This is a genomic window from Arsenicicoccus sp. UBA7492, assembly GCF_002479615.1.
Classification (GTDB): Bacteria; Actinomycetota; Actinomycetes; order Actinomycetales; family Dermatophilaceae; genus Arsenicicoccus; species Arsenicicoccus bolidensis.
The window spans coordinates 67002-86014 of sequence record NZ_DLOE01000036.1 but is presented as its reverse complement, the minus strand read 5'-3'; the positions used below and the strand labels follow the sequence as shown (position 1 = coordinate 86014).

General features: G+C 71.0%; 18 protein-coding genes. 4 read left to right on the top strand and 14 right to left on the bottom strand.

Going from position 1 to position 19013, the window contains the following annotated elements; genetic code table 11:
- The first annotated feature begins 362 nt into the window (after positions 1–362).
- A complete protein-coding gene (locus B4E97_RS10290; protein WP_286959775.1) occupies positions 363–1844 on the top strand; it encodes a hemolysin family protein in 1482 nt (493 codons plus the stop codon).
- Positions 1841–2854: a hemolysin family protein gene (locus B4E97_RS10285; protein WP_029211129.1), complete on the top strand. Its 1014-nt coding sequence runs from the start codon at positions 1841–1843 to the stop codon at positions 2852–2854. The genes B4E97_RS10290 and B4E97_RS10285 overlap by 4 nt, the downstream gene beginning before the upstream one ends.
- A gap of 159 nt (positions 2855–3013) precedes the next feature.
- On the opposite strand, the gene B4E97_RS10280 is transcribed toward B4E97_RS10285, so the two are convergent.
- The 12 genes from B4E97_RS10280 to B4E97_RS10225 all read right to left on the bottom strand — a co-directional run bounded on the left by B4E97_RS10280 (position 3014) and on the right by B4E97_RS10225 (position 14696).
- A complete protein-coding gene (locus B4E97_RS10280; protein WP_286959774.1) occupies positions 3014–4042 on the bottom strand; it encodes a hypothetical protein in 1029 nt (342 codons plus the stop codon).
- A 182-nt stretch (positions 4043–4224) separates the two neighbouring features.
- Positions 4225–4914, bottom strand: a complete 690-nt coding sequence (locus tag B4E97_RS10275) for a TlpA family protein disulfide reductase (protein ID WP_286958156.1) — start codon at positions 4912–4914, stop codon at positions 4225–4227.
- Positions 4915–4919: 5 nt separating this feature from the next.
- Positions 4920–5846, bottom strand: coding sequence for a c-type cytochrome biogenesis protein CcsB (gene ccsB, locus B4E97_RS10270; RefSeq protein ID WP_286959773.1), 927 nt, complete (start codon positions 5844–5846; stop codon positions 4920–4922).
- 2 nt (positions 5847–5848) lie between these two features.
- Positions 5849–7354, bottom strand: a complete 1506-nt coding sequence (gene resB / locus B4E97_RS10265; protein ID WP_029211125.1) for a cytochrome c biogenesis protein ResB — start codon at positions 7352–7354, stop codon at positions 5849–5851.
- A 14-nt stretch (positions 7355–7368) separates the two neighbouring features.
- Entirely contained in the window at positions 7369–8088 is a 720-nt protein-coding gene (locus B4E97_RS10260; protein WP_286959772.1) for a cytochrome c biogenesis CcdA family protein, read from the bottom strand.
- 1 nt (position 8089) lies between these two features.
- Positions 8090–9058, bottom strand: a complete 969-nt coding sequence (locus B4E97_RS10255) for a tetratricopeptide repeat protein (protein ID WP_286959771.1) — start codon at positions 9056–9058, stop codon at positions 8090–8092.
- A 287-nt stretch (positions 9059–9345) separates the two neighbouring features.
- On the bottom strand, positions 9346–10893 hold the full coding sequence (locus B4E97_RS10250) for an ammonia-forming cytochrome c nitrite reductase subunit c552 (RefSeq protein WP_286959770.1): 1548 nt from the start codon (positions 10891–10893) through the stop codon (positions 9346–9348).
- Positions 10894–10897: 4 nt separating this feature from the next.
- Positions 10898–11386: a cytochrome c nitrite reductase small subunit gene (nrfH, locus tag B4E97_RS10245; RefSeq protein ID WP_286959768.1), complete on the bottom strand. Its 489-nt coding sequence runs from the start codon at positions 11384–11386 to the stop codon at positions 10898–10900.
- A 164-nt stretch (positions 11387–11550) separates the two neighbouring features.
- On the bottom strand, positions 11551–12255 hold the full coding sequence (locus B4E97_RS10240) for a response regulator (protein WP_286959767.1): 705 nt from the start codon (positions 12253–12255) through the stop codon (positions 11551–11553).
- Positions 12252–13151, bottom strand: a complete 900-nt coding sequence (locus B4E97_RS10235) for a sensor histidine kinase (protein ID WP_286959766.1) — start codon at positions 13149–13151, stop codon at positions 12252–12254. The genes B4E97_RS10240 and B4E97_RS10235 overlap by 4 nt, the downstream gene beginning before the upstream one ends.
- Before the next feature lie 64 nt (positions 13152–13215).
- Positions 13216–14232 carry a non-homologous end-joining DNA ligase gene (ligD, locus tag B4E97_RS10230; RefSeq protein WP_286959764.1) on the bottom strand — a complete coding sequence of 339 codons (1017 nt, stop codon included), beginning with the start codon at positions 14230–14232 and terminating at the stop codon, positions 13216–13218.
- The gene (locus B4E97_RS10225) at positions 14229–14696 is read right to left on the bottom strand and encodes a DoxX family protein (protein ID WP_286959763.1); all 468 of its coding nucleotides are present in this window, start codon (positions 14694–14696) and stop codon (positions 14229–14231) included. The genes ligD and B4E97_RS10225 overlap by 4 nt, the downstream gene beginning before the upstream one ends.
- 385 nt (positions 14697–15081) lie before the next feature.
- Here B4E97_RS10225 and B4E97_RS10220 point away from each other — a divergent pair, with 385 nt between their 5' ends.
- Positions 15082–15282 carry a type II toxin-antitoxin system Y4mF family antitoxin gene (locus tag B4E97_RS10220; RefSeq protein ID WP_286959762.1) on the top strand — a complete coding sequence of 67 codons (201 nt, stop codon included), beginning with the start codon at positions 15082–15084 and terminating at the stop codon, positions 15280–15282.
- The gene (locus B4E97_RS10215; RefSeq protein ID WP_286959761.1) at positions 15279–16484 is read left to right on the top strand and encodes a type II toxin-antitoxin system HipA family toxin; all 1206 of its coding nucleotides are present in this window, start codon (positions 15279–15281) and stop codon (positions 16482–16484) included. Before B4E97_RS10220 ends, B4E97_RS10215 begins: the two co-directional genes overlap by 4 nt.
- A gap of 57 nt (positions 16485–16541) precedes the next feature.
- Here the strand turns inward: B4E97_RS10215 and B4E97_RS10210 are convergent, their stop codons facing one another.
- Positions 16542–17501, bottom strand: coding sequence for an exodeoxyribonuclease III (locus B4E97_RS10210; RefSeq protein ID WP_286959760.1), 960 nt, complete (start codon positions 17499–17501; stop codon positions 16542–16544).
- A gap of 13 nt (positions 17502–17514) precedes the next feature.
- Positions 17515–18918: a polysaccharide deacetylase gene (locus B4E97_RS10205; protein ID WP_286959758.1), complete on the bottom strand. Its 1404-nt coding sequence runs from the start codon at positions 18916–18918 to the stop codon at positions 17515–17517.
- Positions 18919–19013 lie beyond the last annotated feature (95 nt).

Sequence of the window (19013 nt, the reverse complement as noted above, 5' to 3'; positions counted from 1 at the left end):
GCCCCAGCCCTCCAGGCGACCCGAACTGAGCTCCCGGCTCACCTCGGGCCGCCTACACGCCCGATCCAGCCGTCCGGACGACCCAAGCTGAGCTCCCGGCTCACCTCGGGTCGCCCTTGACACCCCTCGGCCGTATGACGCCGCCCGCCGCCATCGCGACTACCGTCGATGGCGGCGGGGTACGACATACCGACGGCCCTCCCCCGGGCGCACCGGGAACCTCGAGGGCCGACCGGACGTTCTCCGACCGCCCCCGCACCCTCCCCCCAGTCCCCGGAAAGGCCCATGCGCACTCGCCAGCCTGACGAGCCCTGCAGTCCCGGCACCGCCACGCGCGGTCTCACCCCTGAGGGGCAGGCGCGATGAGCCCGGTCCTCTCGCTCGTGATCGGCCTGGTGGTCGTGCTGCTGATCACGGCGGCCACGGGCTACTTCGTGGCGCAGGAGTTCGCCTTCATGGCGGTGGACCGGTCCCGGCTCGGGGCGCGGCACCGCGAGGGTGACGAGGTCGCCGGCAAGACCCTCGAGATCACCCGCCGCACGTCGTTCATGCTGTCCGGCGCGCAGCTGGGCATCACCGTCACCGGGCTGCTCGTCGGTTACGTCGCCGAGCCGCTGATCGGCTCCGCGATCGGCACCATGCTCGGCGACACCGGCGTCCCGGTGGCCGTGTCGGTCACCATCGGCGCGGTCTTCGCGCTCGTCTTCTCGACCGTGGTGCAGATGCTCTTCGGCGAGCTCTTCCCCAAGAACTACGCCATCGCCCGCCCCGACCAGGTCTCCACCTGGCTGACGCGGTCGACCTCGCTCTACCTCACCGTCCTCGGCCCCGTCATCTGGGTCTTCGACAAGTCCGCGGAGCTGCTCCTGCGGGCCCTGCACATCGAGCCGGTCCACGACGTGCAGCACGCCGCCACGGCCCGCGACCTGCAGCACGTCGTCGAGCTCTCGCGCGAGAGCGGCGACCTGCCGGACGAGCTGTCGATCATGGTCGACCGCATCCTCGACTTCCCCGGCGAGGACGTCGCGCACGCGATGATCCCGCGCGCCCAGGTCGACTCGCTGCGCACCGAGACCACGGTCGCCGAGGTGCGCGAGCTGATGCACACGGGTCACACCCGCTACCCGGTCATCGGGGACGAGGACGACGTGGTCGGCGTGGTGCACCTCGTCGACGTGCTGTCCCACCGGGGTGACGACGACGCGCCGTGCTCCGAGATCATGCGCGAGCCCCTCGTCGTGCCCGAGCTCATGAGCCTGCCCGACGCGCTGCGCGAGCTCGACGACCGCCGCGAGCAGCTCGCCTGCGTCGTCGACGAGTACGGCGGCTTCACCGGGATCCTGACGATGGAGGACCTCGCCGAGGAGATCGTCGGCGAGATCACCGACGAGCACGACCCGGAGGAGCCGTCATACGTGCCGGTCCCGGACGACGGCATCTGGGTCATGGAGGGCGACGTCCACATCGACGAGGTGGAGCGTTCGCTCGGCGTCGACCTGCCCGAGGGTGACTTCGAGACCATCGGCGGCCTGGTCATCGACCACGTCGGCGGCCTGCCGGAGGACGGCACGCTGATCGAGGTGCCGCTCCGCCAGGAGCACCTGCACCTCGACGACGACCGGCGCAAGGTCCTCACGGTCGAGGTGCTGGAGGTCGAGCGCTACGTCCCGTCCCGGGTTCGCCTCACGCTGACCGAGACCGACGCCGTCGACGCCGACTCCCCCGACCGCAGCGACGGGGACGGCGACGGCCCTGAGTCCCCACCCGACCGTGAGTCTCGCCACCACTCCCATCAGGACGCCCAGGGTGGCGCCACCAACGTGACCGAGGAGGGCACCCGATGAGCTGGCTCGTCACCACCCTCGCGACCGTCGCGATCATCGCGCTCAGCGCGTTCTTCGTCGCCGTCGAGTTCTCGCTGATCAACGCCAAGCGCCACCGGCTCGAGGACGCCGCGGCCACCTCCGCGTCGGCACGGGCCGCCCTGCGCAGCTCCTCCGAGCTCACCCTGCTGCTCGCCGGGTCGCAGCTCGGCATCACCGTCTGCACGCTGGCCCTCGGTGCCATCACCAAGCCGGCCGTCCACCACGCCCTGATGGGGCCGCTGGAGGCCGTGGGCCTGCCCACCGGTGCCGCGGACGTCGTGGCCTTCGTGGTCGCCCTGATCATCGTGACCTTCATCCACCTCGTGGTCGGTGAGATGGCCCCCAAGTCCTGGGCCATCGCCCACCCGGAGAGGTCCGCGATCCTGCTGGCCGTCCCCATGCGGGGCTTCCTGTGGCTGACCCGTCCCGCCCTCAAGGCCCTCAACCACGCCGCCAACGCCCTCGTGCGCCGCACCGGCGTCGAGCCCGTGGACGAGGTCGACGAGGTGCAGGACGAGCACGGGCTGCGCGAGCTCGTCGAGCACTCCGCGGACGCGGGCACCCTCGAGGCGTCCTACAGCGCCTCGATCACCAACGCCCTCGACATGCGCGACATCACCATGGACGAGCTGATCCGGCACCGCCGGCGCCCCACGGCCGTCGACATCGACGCCACGGTGGCGGACGTCCAGGCCGCGACGGTCGAGCACGGCCACATGCGGATCCTGCTGCTCGACGAGGGCCGGGTCGCGGGCACCGTGCACGTGCGCGACACCTTCGGGGAGCCGGCGGACCGTCCCGCGCGCGAGCTGGCCCGCGAGACCCTGGCCGTCGCGGCCGAGACCCCGCTGCACGAGGCGTTCACGTTCATGCGCGAGACGCAGACCCAGCTGGCCGTGGTGCATCGCGGCGGCGAGTTCGCCGGCGTCGTGACGATGAGCGACATCCTGCCGCGGTTCTTCCCCCGCGAGACCAGCGCGCGAGCCTGACCGCCGCACCTGACCGCGAGGGGCAGTAGCTCCACGCACGACTCGGCCCCCGTCCCAGCTGGGACGGGGGCCGAGTCGCACCCGCCGGGGGCCGAGGCATCAGCCTGGGGAACGAACGCCGGTCGATGCCTTCGCCCCCGGCGGGTCTGCGCACGGGGGTCAGCGGCGGGCGCGGTCCGTCACGTCCAGGAAGGGATGCGGACGCGCCACCGCGGCCTGCCCCTGGCCCTGCGCCACCGCCGTCGCCCCCGCGGCTGCCCCTCCTGTCGCTCCCTCAGCCGCGACGCCGCCGGTCGCAACGCCACCGGTCTCAGCGCTGCCAATCGCAACGCCACCGGTCGCAACGCCGCCGGTCGCAGCACCACCAGCCGACGTGCCGCGGGCCTGCATCACCTGCGTGAGCCGTGCGCTCACCTCGTCGTATGCCGCCGCGCGCTCTCCCGGCGTCGTGCTGTTGGCGCGCATGAACTCCAGCGTCGCCGTGACCTCCTCGAGCGTGCGGCGCTCGTCCTCGGTGAAGGTGCTCGCGACGAGCCGCTCGGCGTTGGCCTCGGCGGCCTCGAGGGCCACCTGGAAGTCGGCGACCGCCCGCGCGTAGTCGGTGTCGCGCACGTCGCGGGTGCCGGCCGGTGGGGTGGCGGCCCGCAGCTCGCGGCAGCGCAGCATGGCGTCGATCGCGCCGCGGGTCAGCGGGTCGGTGTGGTCGCTCATCACCGGGAAGTTGACCGCGGCCTCCAGGTCGCGCTCGTAGCGCAGCAGCCGCTGCGTCAGCTCCGTGTCCAGCGCGATCAGGCTGGCCCACTCCCGCGGGAAGTCCGCCGGGGTGCCGCGGCGCATGGCCCGGCGCCGCGCGACCAGGGGTATGCCGTCCGCCACCGCGTCGACGCCTGCCCGCACCTGGCGGGTCACCCTCCGGCTCGACAGCCACATGCCGGCGGCCACGGTGCCGAGGCCACCCATGGCGAGGACGTTGTAGACCCCGAGCGCCAGCGCTGCGGCGGGGTCCGCCACCTGCAGCTGATCGGTCAGGACGAGCACGTCCGGCGACAGGACCAACCCACCGCCGGCGGCGGTCAGGGCGACGCCGGGCGCCAGGCGGTGACCCGTGATCGCGTCCTTGCGGTGTCGCCAGCGGTCAGCGGCATACCGTCCGACCCCGACGGTGACGGCCACCAGGCCCGTGCTCACGAGAAGTCCGGTGAGGACCACCCTCATCACTCCCAACCGATGCGTGCGTGTCTCGATGACAACGCTGCCGGTGGGACGGACGTTCCGCCAGGGGGGATCCCCCTGAGCCGCCCCTGCCTCACGATCGGCGAGACCGACGTGGGCAGGGGGCAGGGGCGGCAGGGGCGGCAGGGAGGCGGTGATCAGCGGGCGAGCGTGCCGATCTGCTGGTCCATCGCGCTGCGGGTGAGCACGCCGATGTGCTGGGAGCGCAGCACGCCCTCCTTGTCGATGAAGAAGTGCGAGGGCAGGCCCATCACGCGGTACTTCGAGGCGAGGGCGGTGTCGGGGTCGGCGACCTGGGGAAAGGTCAGGCCCAGCTTGCCGGCGTAGGACACCACGTCGGCGGGCAGCTCCTGCATGTTGACGGAGACGATCTCCACCCCGGAGGCCTTGGCCGCCGTGTAGGCCGCCTGCATGTCGGGGGCCTCGGCGCGGCAGGCCGTGCACCAGGACGCCCCGAAGGTCAGCCACACCGGCCGGCCCTTGAGCTCGGACAGGGAGATCGGCTCCCCCTTGACGGTCCGCGCCGTGAAGTCCTGCGCGGGCTTGCCGACCTCGGGGGCCGGCCCGGAGGTGTCGCCCGTGACCTGGACGGCCTGGGCGCCGTTCAGGGGGGCGCTCTTGGCGGAGCCGGCCTTGCCGCCGAGCAGCCAGGCCCCTCCGGCGACGAGCAGCGCCGTCACGAGCAGGACGATGAGCTGCTTGCTCCCGCTGGCTCGTATGCCGCCGCGCCAGTCCTCCTTCGGCCCGGCCTGGGTGGCGCCCGCCGTCGGCTGGTCGGCACCCGCCGCTCCCTGGTCGGCACCCGCGGCGTGGGTGCGGTCGGTCACGTCGCTCACATCGACCCCCCGTAGGAGTGCAGGCCACCGAAGAAGTAGTTGCCGAAGAAGGTGAACAGGATGGCCACGAAGCCGAGGATCAGCAGGTAGGCGGACCGGTCTCCGCGCCAGCCGCGGGCCACGCGGGCGTGGAGGTAGGCGCCGTAGATCAGCCAGGTGACCAGGGCGGCGGTCTCCTTGGGGTCCCAGCTCCAGTAGCGGCCCCACGCGATGTCGGCCCAGATCGCGCCGAGGATGATCATGACGGTGAGGAGCGGGTAGGCGATCATCACCGCGCGGTAGCCGAGCTCGTCCAGGAAGGACCGCTTGGGCATGCCCTTCCAGGTGAGGTGCGGGGCGACGAGGTAGCCGATGCCCGCGCCGCACGCCACCGCGGCGGCGCCGTAGCCGAGGACGGCGGTGAAGACGTGCGCGGTCAGCAGCAGGGAGTTCTGCAGGGCGGGGACCAGGGGGCCGGGCTTGGCGTCGACGGTGGTCGCGTAGGTCAGCATGGCCGCGGCGATCGGGAGCACGAAGACGGCGAGCGCCTTGACGTCATACCGCCACTCGAAGAAGACGTAGGCCGCGAGGACGCCCCAGGCGAAGGACACCGCGAACTCGTGCTGGTTGGAGAAGGGCCCGTGGCCGGTGGCCGCCGCGCTGGCGGCGAGCGCGACCGTGAGGCACAGGAGCGCGATCTGGGTGACCTTGGTGGCGTACCACGCCGGTCCGCGCACCCCGGTGCGGCCGAGGGCGGTCGGCGCGTGGCCGGTCAGGACGGCGGTGCCGCCGCCCGCGAGCGCGGCGCCGCCGACGGTGGCGCGCGCGGGGGCGATGGCCTCGCGCTCGGCGGGCTTGCGGGTCAGGTTGACGATCGTGGCGGCGACACCGAGCCACACGAGGATCGTGCCCGCGATCAGGGCGTACTGGGAGAGGGCGAACATCGTCAGGCTCCTACCGTGCTGGCAAGGTCGGCGCGGTCGTGGTCACGACCGGCGGTGGTGTGGTGGCCCGGGGTGGGCGTGGCGCCGAGGTCGGCGGACAGGTCGTCGACGAGGCGGGAGACCCAGCCCTCGTAGGCCGTGTCGTGGCGCTCGGACGAGGCGAGGCGGATGCGCGAGCCGTCGCCGGACGGCTGGACGCGGACCCAGATCCGGCGGTGCCGGAAGAACATCGTGATGGTCATGCCGGCGACGATCATCGTGGAGCCGACCCAGACCCACAGGGCGCCGGGGTCGTCGGAGACCATGAGCCCGGTGTACTGCTGCTCGCGCAGGAAGGTGTAGGTCAGGTCGCCGATCTGCGCGGTCTGGCCCTGGGTGATGACCTTCTGGCCGATGGTGCTGTCCTGGTCGGTGGGCTGCACCTTGATGGCGACGTCGCCCGGCTGGATCTGCGCGTCGGTCTGCCCGGAGGCCGCCGTGATGACGAAGGCGTCGACGCCCTGGTTCGGCAGCGGCAGCTTGCCGAAGGAGTTCTTCTGGTCCTCGGTCGTGTACTGCAGCGGCACGCCACCCTCGTGGAGCACCTTGCCGGTGGAGTCCTTGACCTGGATGCGGGCCGCGAAGCCGAAGCTGGCCTGGAAGAACTTGACCCCCTCGTAGCGCAGCGGCTCGTTGACCCGGGTGTCCTGCTCCTTGACCTGCACACCGTCCTTGTAGAGGACGAGGTGGCTGACGTAGTCCTTGGGCCGGCCGTCCTCGTAGTAGGTGTCGGAGAAGGAGGTGGCGGTGATGGTCAGGCCGGTGCCGTGGCCGATGTCGACGCGGTCACCGATCGAGACCGGGACGTTGTCCTCGGAGAAGCCGGTGTTGGACGTGACCAGGACGCCGAGCAGGATGATGACGAACGCGACGTGGGCGAAGATCGTGCCGAACGGCGGCCACCGGAACTTGTCGGTGTAGAGGTTGAGGCCGGGCCCGCGGGGGTCGTCGATCACGCGATAGCCCTTGCGCCGCATGGTCGTGCGGAGGTGCTCGAGGCTCTGCTCGGCGGGCACCGGGGCGGTCACGTCGTGGTGGATGCTCGCGTGGGCGAAGAATCCCTCGGTGACGTGCAGCTGGGGGCGGGTGGCCCGCTTCCACAGCAGCGGGATGCGGTGCATGATGCAGCACAGGATCGAGATGCACAGCAGCACGTTGACGGCCTTGAACCACACCGAGCCGAAGACGTTGAACATGCCGAGCAGGTCCAGCACGCCGGTCCAGCCCTGGTAGCGAGGCCGCACCGAGTCCAGCCAGTCGGCGTAGGCGGTGGCGTCGGCCCGGTTGTTCTCCGTGGACTGCTGGATCAGCGTCCCCATGAGGGTGAGGAAGCCCATCGCGAGGATGAGGCCGATGCCGGTGCGCTTGGAGATGAAGACCCGATAGACCTTGTAGAGCGGCCGGGGCATGCGGATCGTGTCGGCGGACTCGATCGTGTCCTCGGTCAGGAGGTGGGTGTCGTTGCTCATGAGCTCTGCCTGTCTCACACGCCGACGGCCGGGATGAGGCCGGACAGCTTGCCGAAGATGTTGGTGACCATGGCGAACCCGATGAGGACGAGCATCGCGCCGGACAGGAGGGACATCGCCATCTCGTGCTTGCGCAGCCAGCCGAGACGGGCGGTGATCTCGGTGGCGCCCATCGCGACGAGCACGAAGGGGATGCCGAGACCGAGGGCGAAGGCGACCAGCAGGAGCGCGCCGCGCCCCACCGAGTCGCTCGCCGTGGCGAGCCCGAGGACGCCGCCGAGGACCGGTCCGATGCACGGGGTCCAGCCGGCGCCGAAGGCGAGGCCCATCAGCAGGGATCGCCGGTATGTCGGGGCCTGCTGCCCCGGGAGCTGCGGCCGGCCGCCGACGGGGGCGTGGACCTCGCGGTAGAGGACGGGGATCTCGATCAGCCGGGCGACGTGCAGGCCCATGACGATCAGGGCGGCCCCGCCGATGATGCGCAGGGCGTCGCGGTGGTCGCCGACGGCATACCCGATCAGTCCGATGGAGCACCACAGGGCGATGAAGACGACCCCGAAGCCGAGCACGAAGGCCAGGGCCTGGGCGGCGGCGTTGCGCCGGGCCCGTCCCCCGCCGACCGGCGAGGTCCCCGCGACATAGCTCACGAAGACCGGCACGACCGGCAGGAAGCAGGGTGAGGCGAAGGCGACGATTCCCGCCAGCAGCGCGAGCGGGATGGTGATCCCGTCCATGTCACTTGCTGGTCGTCGGTGCGGGCGTGGCCCCGGAGCCGTGGGCGGCGCCGGTGGGGGCGGGCGTCATGATCGCGCCCATGTGGTTCTGGACCTTCTGGGCCAGCGGACCGTTGGGGTCGAGCTCGATGACCTTGTCCCACAGCGCCTTGGCGCCGGCGGAGTCGGGCGGGGTCTGGCTGAGCTTGAGGAAGCCCAGGTCGTAGTACGCCTCGGCCTTCTTGGGGTCGACCTTGATCGCGTTGTTCCACTGGGCCTCGGCGCCCTTGAGGTCGCGGGCGTTGAAGAGCGCGACCCCGGTCGACAGCATCAGGTTGGTGTCGTTGGGCTTGAGCGCCAGCATCTTCTGCCGCAGGGCCGCGGCCTTCTGGAAGTGGTTGGCCCCGAAGTAGAGGTCACCGAGCTCGGCCATGGCCTGCTCGTCCTTGGGGTTGGCCTTGATCTTGTCCTCGAGCGCCTTGGCCTTGGCGGTGTCCAGGGTCGTGGCGGTCGGCGACGGCTTGGCGGTGGCGCCCGCGGCCGCCTGGTCCGCCATCGCCACGGGCGGGTTGGCCTGCGTGGGGTTGCGGGACGGGCCCCAGACGTAGACGCCGACCACGATGGCGGCGATCAGTGCGATGGACCCGAGCACGGTGACCAGCTTGGGGATCTGCGGCCGGTCGCCCGTCCGCCGAGCCGCCGTCACGGGCGTCGCGCGGCGGCTCAGGACGTCGCCGGCCTTGCCGGTGAGCACGGCGTGGGCCGCGTCGGCGGCCGTCGCCTGCTGGGTGGCCCAGCCGGACAGCTCGGTCGGTGCCGAGGAGAGGTATGTCGCGACGCGCTCGTGGGCGGCCTCGACCGCCTCGGGCGTGGCGTCGGCGGGGAGGCCGAGCGACGCGAGCAGGGCCTGGCGCAGGTCGCCGCTCTCGTGCGTCGGGGCGGGGGTGCCGCCGCCTGCGGGTGGTGTCTGGGGCGCCTGGCGCTGCGTCATACGAGTGTCCTGTGCTCGGGCGGCCGGTGGGCCGCGGGGAGTCCGATGACCCAAGCCTCCGCCTGGACCACCCGGTCGGACCATCCGTCGTAGGGCACGTCTTGGATAGAACCAGGGTATTTAGAGGATATAGACGACAGTGGCGGGGATAGACCGGACCTGTGCCCCGACCGTCGCGGGAGGGCGGGCCAGGACCCCCACGCACGGGCAGACCGCCTCGTCCCCACGAGGCGGTCTGGTCCGTGTGGGAGGGGCACCGAGTCGGGTGCGGTGCCCCTCCGATCCCGTCAGCGAGACGGGGTGGGCGTCGGCGTCGCCGTCGCTGCCGGCGTGGCCGGAGCCTTGGGGCCGGCGGCAGCGGCCTTGGCGTCGGCGGCCTTCTTCTCCTTCCACATCTGGAAGGCCTTGGCGGCGGTCGGGTCCGCCTTCTCCTTGCCCAGCAGGGCGAGCTGGCCCTTGCGGACCGCGTCGGTCGCCGTCTGCATGTAGCGGATGGACTCCTCGGGGGCGTGGAAGCCCGTCGAGTTCTCCGAGATCACGTAGTCGATGTAGAACGACGCCTTGCGGTGCCAGGTCTGCGCGGCCACGATCCGGTCCTCGGGAGCACCGGCCTTCTTGGCGTCCTCGAGGTCCTTGATCAGGGCGGTCAGGCCGTCGAAGGCCTGGCTGCGGCTGGTGGCCACGCGGGTCTGGATCGTCTCGACGCGGGACTTCAGCTCGTCCTCGGAGGCGTGGTGGCACACCTGGCAGGACTTGTTGACGTTGAGCATCGGGCTGCGGACCCAGTGGTCGGAGACCTTCTGCGCACCGACCGCGGTGTACGGCATGTGACAGTCAGCGCAGGTCACGCCGGCCTTGGCGTGCACGCCCTGGTTCCACATCTCGAACTCGGGGTGCTGGGCCTTGAGCATCGGGGTGCCCGTCGTCTTGTGCTCCCAGTCGGTGAAGCCCACCTCCTGGTAGTACGCGAACTCGTTGTCCAGGTTGACGCCCTTGGCCCACGGGAAGGTCAGCGTCTTGTCCTTGCCCTTGAAGTAGTACTCCACGTGGCACTGGGCGCAGACGAAGGACCGCATCTCCTGGGTGGTGGCCTGGGTGTTGACGTCGAAGTTCGGGACGCCCTGGCTGGCCTTGAGCGCCTTGATGCCCTCCTGGAAGGCAGGACGCGTGATCCGCAGCTGCATCGTCTTGGGGTCGTGGCAGTCGATGCAGGCCACCGGGTGGTCCACCAGCTTGGTGGCCTCCTGGTAGGTCATGTGGTTGATCTTGTCGAAGCCGGCCTTGGCGTCACCGTTGCCGAGGTCCTTGTAGACCTTGGCCATGGAGGCGTGGCAGTTGAGGCAGGTGCCCGGCTGCTTGAACTCGTTGACCCGCTTGGTGTCACGCTGGTCGACGAGCATGTAGGCGTGGCCGCGCTTCTCGCGGTAGTCGGTCGCGAAGGCGTAGCCGGCCCACATCTGCACGAGCCGCGGGTCCTTCTCGAGCTTCTGCCCCGCCACGGTGCTGCGGGCGTCCGCGCCCTCGGGGACGTGAGGCACCGCCTCGGAGCCACCGAACTTCGTGCGCTGCTGGTCGGTGGTCCGCTTGTACATGTCGTACTGCAGCGGGAAGTTCTTGCCCCACACGGCCGGGTCGACGACGGTCTCGTCGAGCTGCACCACTGCGAAGTTGGTGTCCTGGGCCTCCTGCTTGTGCTGGAAGATGTTGACGAGGAGGGCGACGACGCCCACCGTCACCAACGCGGTGGCCAGGACGATCGCGGCCAGGAGCCCCTTGCGGCCTCCGCCACGACGCTTCCTCGCGCCCTTGGGATTGTCAGTTGCTGTCGCGTTCATGTCCTCACCTCATGTGCCCGACGTCGGCGTGACACTGCACGCACGAGACCTTCTGGTTGGTGGGCCGGCTGTGCTGGATGCCCTCCACCAGCTGTTGGTGGCAGCGCAAGCAGTTCTCCTCGACGGTCGCCAGGCTCCGCTCCTTGATCTGGATGTTCTGCGGGAAGTTGCCCGTCGTGAAGGCGAGGGAGTGGTTCCACCCGTGCTCGGCCTTCGTCAGGTACTTCCCCACCAGGTCGTGGGGGGTGTGGCAGTCGTTGCAGGTCGCTACCTTGCCGTGGCTGGACTTGACCCAGGCGTTGTACTCCGTGTTCATCACGTGGCAGTTGACGCAGGCCTTCGGGTCGCTCGAGAGGTACGAAGCGCCATTGGCGTAGACCATCGTGAAGAGCACGACGCCGACCAGGGTGCCGATGCCCAGGGACAGGAAGACGGAGAAGAGTCCTCTGGGTGACATGAGCCACCCGAGGCGCGACCCCTGGGGAGCGGCCACCTCGTCACCATCCTTTGCGTGCGCGTGCGGACCTGCCGCTGTCGGCACGTCCATCGCACTCATCCTGCTGCCGGTGGTGGGGCCCGGACCATCCGTCGATGGATAGAAAAGAGGTATATGCAGGATCCCCCAGGCTGTACCCAGGGGTCAGGGGTGGCCGGGGATCAGTCGGTGCGCGGCGGCTCGGCATAGCCCGAGCGCACCATGTAGGCCGCGGCCTGGATGCGGGTGTCGAGCCCGAGCTTGTGCAGCGCGTTGTGCACGTGGTTCTTGACGGTGCCCTCGGTGATGGACCGCGCGCGACCGATCTCGCGGTTGGACATGCCCCGCGCGACGAGCTTGAGGGTGTCCATCTCGCGCTGGGACAGCTGAGGCTCCGCGGCCTGCGCCGTGGCAGGCGAGGTATGCCGAGCGCCGCCCCCGCGCAGCTCGGCCAGGAGGCGGCCCACCAGCTGGGGAGACACCGGGGTCTCGTCGCGGGCCGCCGACCGGAGCATGGCGAACAGCTCCTCGGGGTGCAGGTCCTTGAGCAGGTAGCCGTGCACGCCCATGCGGATGGCCCCGAGCAGCCGCTCGTCGTCGTCGCAGACCGTCAGCATGATCACCTTGATGCCGGGGAGCTGCTCGAGGATCACCTTGGCGGCCTCGATGCCCGTCATGACCGGCATCTCCATGTCCATGACGACCAGGTCTGGCTGCAGCCGTCGCGCCTGCTCGACCCCCTCGAGGCCGTTGTCGGCCTGGCCGACGACCTCCAGGTCCGGCTGGGCGTCGACCAGCGTCGCGATCGCGCGGCGGAACAACGCGGTGTCGTCGACGAGCAGCACCCGGGTGGGGCGCGCGGTCGTGGGGTCGGCGGCGTTCGTCATACGGACATCCCGGAGGGGTGACGGGTGCCGCGCTGACCGCGGGGCACCGTGATGGTGATCTTGGTGCCGAGCCCGGGGCCGGACTCGACGAGCAGGCGGCCACCGACGAGCTCGGTCCGCTCCCGCATGGAGTGCAGGCCGAAGCCCTCGCGCTCGCCCGGGGCCACGTCGACCACGAAGCCCTGGCCGTCGTCCTCGACGACGAAGCTCGTCCAGTCCAGTGTCTCGTCGACGGTGATCCGGGCTCGCCGGGCCCCGGAGTGCTTGCGCGCGTTGGTCAGGGCCTCCTGGATGATCCGGATGACCTGGACCTCGCGGTGCGGGGTGAGGGAGGGCTCGCCGGGGATCTCGGCGACGACCGTGGTGTCGATGCCGGACTGCCGCGAGAACTTCTCGGCATAGCTGGCCAGGCCCTCGAGGAAGGTGTGGTCGGTGCGGTTGTGCTCGCGCAGCCCCAGGATCGCCTCCCGCACGTCGCGATAGGCGTCCTGGCAGTCGTGGGCGACGTCGGCCAGCTCGGTCTTGAGGTCGTCGTGGTCCTGGACCGCCGGGTGGTATGCCGCAGCCTGGAGCCGCAGCTGCGTGGCGCCCAGCACCTGGGCCAGGGAGTCGTGCAGCTCGCGCGCGATCCGGTCGCGCTCGGTGACGGTCGACCGATAGCGGTCGTCCTCCACGAGCTGGTCGATGAGCCGGAACATCATGAGGCCGAACGCGATCGCGGCCAGCGCCGTGAGGACGCTGACGATGGTGTCGCCGTCCCGCGGCCAGTAGCGGTCGAAGAAGATCGGCCGCAGCAGCTGGACGATGACGATGAACAGCGCCGGCAGGCCCACACCCACGAGGCGCAGCTGCCGCAGCCACAGGTCGTTGTCGCCGTGTCGGCCCAGCTCTGGCACAACACCTCCCTGGGCCGTTCGGTCTAGCCTCCCCGTATCTTCCACGGGAATGACAGGGGAAATCCTAGATCCTGGGTGTATCGGTCGGCATGGTGGGGTCGCTCTCCGGGGTCTCTGGGCCGTCTGGGCCGTCAGGGCCGGCGCTGCCCTCCCGCTCGTCCCGCTCCGCCCACGCCAGCAGCGGTGCGATGTCGTGGGCGACGTCGTCGATGTGGGCGTGCAGGTCCCCGAGCCGGGCGAACCGCTCGGGCACGGTGGCGATGGTCAGGTCGGACGGCTCCACGTCCGCGACCTCGTCCCAGGTGATCGGGCACGAGACGGTGGCCGTGGGGGTGCCGCGCACGGAGTAGGCCGCGGCGATCGTGTGGTCCCGGGCGTTCTGGTTGTAGTCCACGAAGACCGCTGCGGGGTCGCGGTCCTTGCGCCACCAGGTGGTGGTGACCAGCTCTGGCGCGCGGCGCTCCACCTCGCGGGCGAAGGCCAGCGCCGCCCTCCGGACGTCGGCGTGCTCGTGGTCCGGGGCGATCCGGACGTAGACGTGCAGACCGTGGCCGCCCGAGGTCTTGGGGTAGCCGACGATGCCCAGCTCGTCGAGCAGCTCGTGCACCACCGCGGCCACCTGACGGACCTGGTCCAGCCCGGCCTCGGGCATCGGGTCGAGGTCGATGCGCCACTCGTCGGGCCGCTCCACGTCGGCGCGGCGGCTGTTCCACGGGTGCAGCTCGACGGTGCTCATCTGGACGGCCCACACGACGTGGGCGAGGTCGGTGACGCACAGCTCGCGCACCGTCCGCTTGAACCGCGGGAAGTAGACCGGGGCCGTCTCCACCCAGTCGGGCGCCCCCTTGGGGAGCTGCTTCTGGTGGACCTTGTCGCCCGCCAGGCCGTCGGGGTAGCGGTGCATCATGCAGGGGCGGTCGCGCAGGGCCCGCACGATCCCCTCGCCCACCGCGAGGTAGTAGTCGACGAGATCCCGCTTGGTCGCGCCGATCTCGGGGAAGTAGACGCGGTCGGGGTTGCTGACGCGGACGACCCGGCCGGCGACCTCGACCTCCTCGGCCGAACCCCGCGAGGGCGTCACGGTCGGTCCTCGCGCGGGGCGTCGCCGACGTGTCGCGAGCCTCGCCGGTCCCGGCGCTCGGGCAGTCCCGCGGCCCAGAGCGCGGCGGCGACCAGGGCGGGCTGCCCGAACAAGCGGGCCAGGCGCCTGCCGTCGGTGTCGAGGCCGAACGCGTCGACGCCCTCGACATACTGGCCGATGTTGCCGGGGAACACGGCGACGTAGAACGCCGCCAGGGCGATGCCCGTGAGCCGGCGCTGCCGCGGGAGGGCGAGCAGGGCTGCCCCGAGCCCGATCTCGACGACCCCCGACGCCAGGACGACCAGGTCCTCGTCCAGCGGGAACCACCCCGGGACCTGGGCCTGGAAGTCCTGCCGCGCAAAGGTGAGGTGGGAGACGCCGGCGAACGCCATGAAGGCGCCCAGCGTCAGCCGGGTCACCTCCTGCGAGCGGGTGGGCGGGGTGCTGCTGCGAAGGACGGACATGGGTGGCTCCTCGCGGTGGGGATCACGGGCAGGTCGCGCGGTGCGTGGTGCGTCGTGGCTCATGCTGGCACGCCGGACCCCGTCTCCCCGAGGTTGAGGGGGTTCGGGGTGAGTGGCACCCTCAGGTGACGGGTCCTGATTCGGCGGACCGCTCCTGGCCCGGGCCCTGCTGGTGGGCTGCACCTGGCCTCTGGCGGTCGCCATACCGGCACGATCGCGCCGGTATGACGACAAGGCCACCCCCACTCGTCATCACCCGGCCGAGACCGGCACGATCGTGCCTACGAGCCTCCGATGGAACGCCTGGCGCGCTAACCTGGGACCCGGACCGGCGCGATCGTGCCGGTGCGACGACTGACGCGGCAGGAAGAGCAAGGAGGCGAACATGTCCTTGGGTCACGAGATCCGCGAGCGGCGTCGCTCGCTCGGCCTGCTGCAGATCGACGTGGCCGAGATGGCCGGCGTCTCCGAGAGGTTCGTCCGGGAGGCGGAGCACGACAAGCCCACGCTCCGGCTCGACAAGCTGGCCGCGGTTCTCGACGTCCTGGGCCTCGAGCTCCACACCCGGCCAAGGGGCGCCGCGTGAGCACGCTCCGGGCGGACCCACGCCGCGTCGCGACGGCCGAGGTGCACAAGGCGGGCCGCCTCGCGGCTCACCTCACCCGCACCGATCACGGCGTGGAGCTGCGCTACACCCCGGCCTACCTCGACGACCCGGGACCGGGCATCGCCACCACCCTGCCCGTCACCGAGTCACCCGTGCTGACCGCCGGCGGGGCCGTACCGCCGTTCTTCGCGGGGTTGCTGCCCGAGGGGCGGCGCCTCACCAGCCTGCGGCGTGCCGTCAAGACCTCTGCCGACGACGACCTGTCGCTGCTCATCGCTGTCGGTGCCGATCCGGTGGGAGACGTCCAGGTCTTGCTGCCCGGGGCCGAGCCCGCCGCAGCGGACGTCCCTACGGTGGAGTCTTCCTGGGGCGAGATCGATTTCGCCGAGGTGCTGTCCGCCGGCGGCATCGACCCAGCCGCGCTGGCCGGCGTCCAGGACAAGGTGTCCGGGAGGATGCTGACCGTCCCCATGATCCGCGGCGGCCGCCTCCACCTGCTCAAGCTCAACCCGCCCGAGTACCCCTCGGTCGTGGAGAACGAGTCGTACTTCCTCTCCGTGGCCCGCCGGCTCCGTCAGGGCGCCGTCCACGCCGAGGTCGTCCGGGATCGGAGCGGGGCGTCGGGGCTGCTCGTGGAGCGGTTCGACCGGACGCCGCTCGACACCGGCGTCGGTCGCATCGCGGTCGAGGATGCGGCACAGCTGCTGGGGAGGTACCCCGCCGACAAGTACTCCGTGTCGACCGAGACGGTTCTCGCGCGGGTGGGGACGGTGTGCCAGGCCCGGCTGCCTGCGGTCCGCGCCGTCCTGCAGCAGGTCGCCCTCGCGTGGCTGACCGGTAACGGCGACCTGCACGCCAAGAACCTCTCGGTCCTGCGGACCCCGGAGGGGGGTTGGCGACCGACCCCGATCTACGACATACCGTCGACGCTGCCGTATGGCGACCACCGCATGGCACTCACCGTCGCGGGACGGGACGACTCGCTGTCGCGCAAGCGATACCTGGCGCTGGCTGACGGCGCCGGCCTGACCGCTGCCGCCGCCGATCGCGCCCTCTCGGAGGTCCTGCGTGCCACGGCCGACGTGGACGAGCGGATCGGCGACACGGTCCCCATGGATCCACGCACCCTGCGGGACGTGCGCAGGGTCCTGCGCAGGCGACGGGCCGACCTGGGGGGTTGAGCACCGCTTCGCACAGGCGCTGCCCGGTCGCACGCAGATCGACCGGCCTTGGTCACATCAGCCTGGGGTGCGAAGGCCGGTCAATGTGACTACCTGGGGTAGGTCGTAGTCGACGACGACCGGGGCGTGGTCGCTGAGGCGCTCGGCCGCCGAGGCCTCGCGGTCCGTCCCGCCCGCGATCGCCGCCCTGGCGAGGCGCGGGGAGGCGAGATGGTAGTCGATGCGCCAGCCGGTGTCCCGGTCGAAGGCCCCTCCCATCCAGCTCCACCACGAGTAGGGGCCGTCCACGTCCGGGTGCAGCCGGCGCACCACGTCGACCAGCGAGCGCGGCGACAGGATCGACCCGAACCACTCGCGCTCCTCCGGCAGGAATCCCTCAGAGCGCTGGCTGGTGCGCCAGTTCTTGACGTCCAGCCGGGTGTGGGCGACGTTGAAGTCCCCCATCACGAGGAGCTCCCGGCCTTGCGCCGCGGCTGCCCGGCGGGTCGCCGTCAGGTGTCGCGCGAAGCCCCGCAGGAAGCGCATCTTGCGCTCGTACTTCGCTCCCCCGTCGGGCTTCTCGCGCATCCGGCCCGGTTGCTGCAGGTGCGCGGGCAGCCCGCCCTTGGGGAGGTAGAGGGACGCCACCGTGAGCGGCTGGTCCGCGAGATCGACCTCCACGTAACGCCCCTCGGCGGCGAACGCCTTGAGCTCCCGGGCGAGAGAGCCGGTCTCGGCGTGCTCGCGCAGCTCGACGTGGCTGTCGCCGGGTGCGCGGACGAGCACGCCCGCACCCCAGCTCCGCACGGCGGCCGGCGCCTCGCGCGTCAGCACGGCCACGCCGTTGCGCCCGGCCGTCTGGCCGGCGTCATACGTCAGGTGGTAGTCACGGAAGACGCCGTCCGGCAGGAGCGGGACGGGGCACCGGACCTCCTGCAGCGCCACGACGTCGCAGCCGCGCGCGGCGAGCCAGTCGTCGAAGCCACGACGCTGCGTGGCCCGGATCCCGTTGACGTTGAAGGAGGCGATGCGCAGCACCCGCCGATCCTAGTCAGCCGCCGGCGGTGGGTCCGCCGATGGACGGCACGGGCAGGGGCCGCTTCTTGTCGATCGTGGACCTGGTGTCGAAGAACTGGGTGATCGCGGAGCGCTTGCCGTCGAGGGCACGCTGCATCGACAGCCCGTCGACGTTGACTCGCGCCTGCCGCAGGGTCGTCGGGCCGAGCTGCACCCAGCTCGGCGAGGTCCCGTCGACGCCGAAGAAGTAGTCGAACTTCTCGGTGCCGCGCAGGAAGGCGACCTTGGGGTTGGCGTCGCTGTAGGGCTTGGCGTCGGAGACGTCGGCGCCGAAGGGATAGATCATCAGGTCGGTGTCGCCGAGGATCGGGCGGACCTCACGGTCCCAGCGGCCCGCGTCGGCCTTGATCTGCCCGAGCCCGCTGCGGGTCATGTTGATGTGGCCCCAGGAGTGCGAGGCGAACTTCCAGCCGTTGGCCTTGATGGCGTCGGCGACGACCTTGGCCTTGGCCTGGGCGTCCTTGGTGGTGGGGTTCGCGCCGTACTTGCGCTCGGAGGTGCGGTAGCCGAGGACGCCGTTGTAGCCGGTCATCGCGATGGACCCCTTGTCGCCGTGGTAGGCGAAGTCCGGGTGCTCGCGCACGAAGTCGTCCAGGATCGGCACGCAGTCGTAGCTGCCCTCGACGGTCTTGCCGGACCGGTCGGTGTAGGTGTTGACGACGCGGCCGTCGTCCTTCTTGATCAGGACGTTCGCGAAGCCCTTGCCCATCATGTACTCGTAGTAGCTGAGGTCGTCGAGGGACAGCACGACGGGCTTCTTGCCGGGCGGCAGCATGATCGGCTGGAAGCGCATGACCCCGTCGGGGCCCTTCTTGGCGATGCGCTGCGGGTGCACCAGCACGAAGCCCCGCTCGTGCATCTGCTTGATCTGGGCCTTGAACTCGTCGACCGTCGCCATGTACTGGCTGAACCCGACACCCTCCGAGCCACCGGTGAAGGTCTTGGCGGGGTCCACGGACAGCGAGTGGTAGAAGAGGTGCGGGATCTTGGTGTTGTCGGCCCACCTCACGGCCTTGGCCTTGGCGGCCTGCACCTGGGCGACCTGCGCCTTGGCCTCGTCGGACCCGTCGGCGGACAGCGTCTTGAGGGCGCCGTCGTAGTCGTACTGCGCAGCCTGGACCTTGGCCTTGGCGAGCGCGTCCTGGGTGGGGGTCGGCGTCGGGGTCGAGCCCGCACCCGAGGAACCTGCAGACCCGCCCGACGTCGCGCCGTTCGCCCCGCCGGAGCGCGCGGCCTGGCCGCCGCCGTCGTTGCTCCCGGTCGTGCAGGCCGCGAGCAGGACGGCGCTGACGCCGAGCACGACGACCCCGAGCACGGATCCCCCGACCTGACGGCCGCGCCCTCGCTGCACCGTCGTTCCCTGGTCCCCCCGAGACATCCACTTCTCCCTTGCGAATCATTGGCAACTGCACTATTCGCGACGGTACCGCTTCGTAGCGTCACCGTTACGTATCTAGGACGCCCCTGACCCCT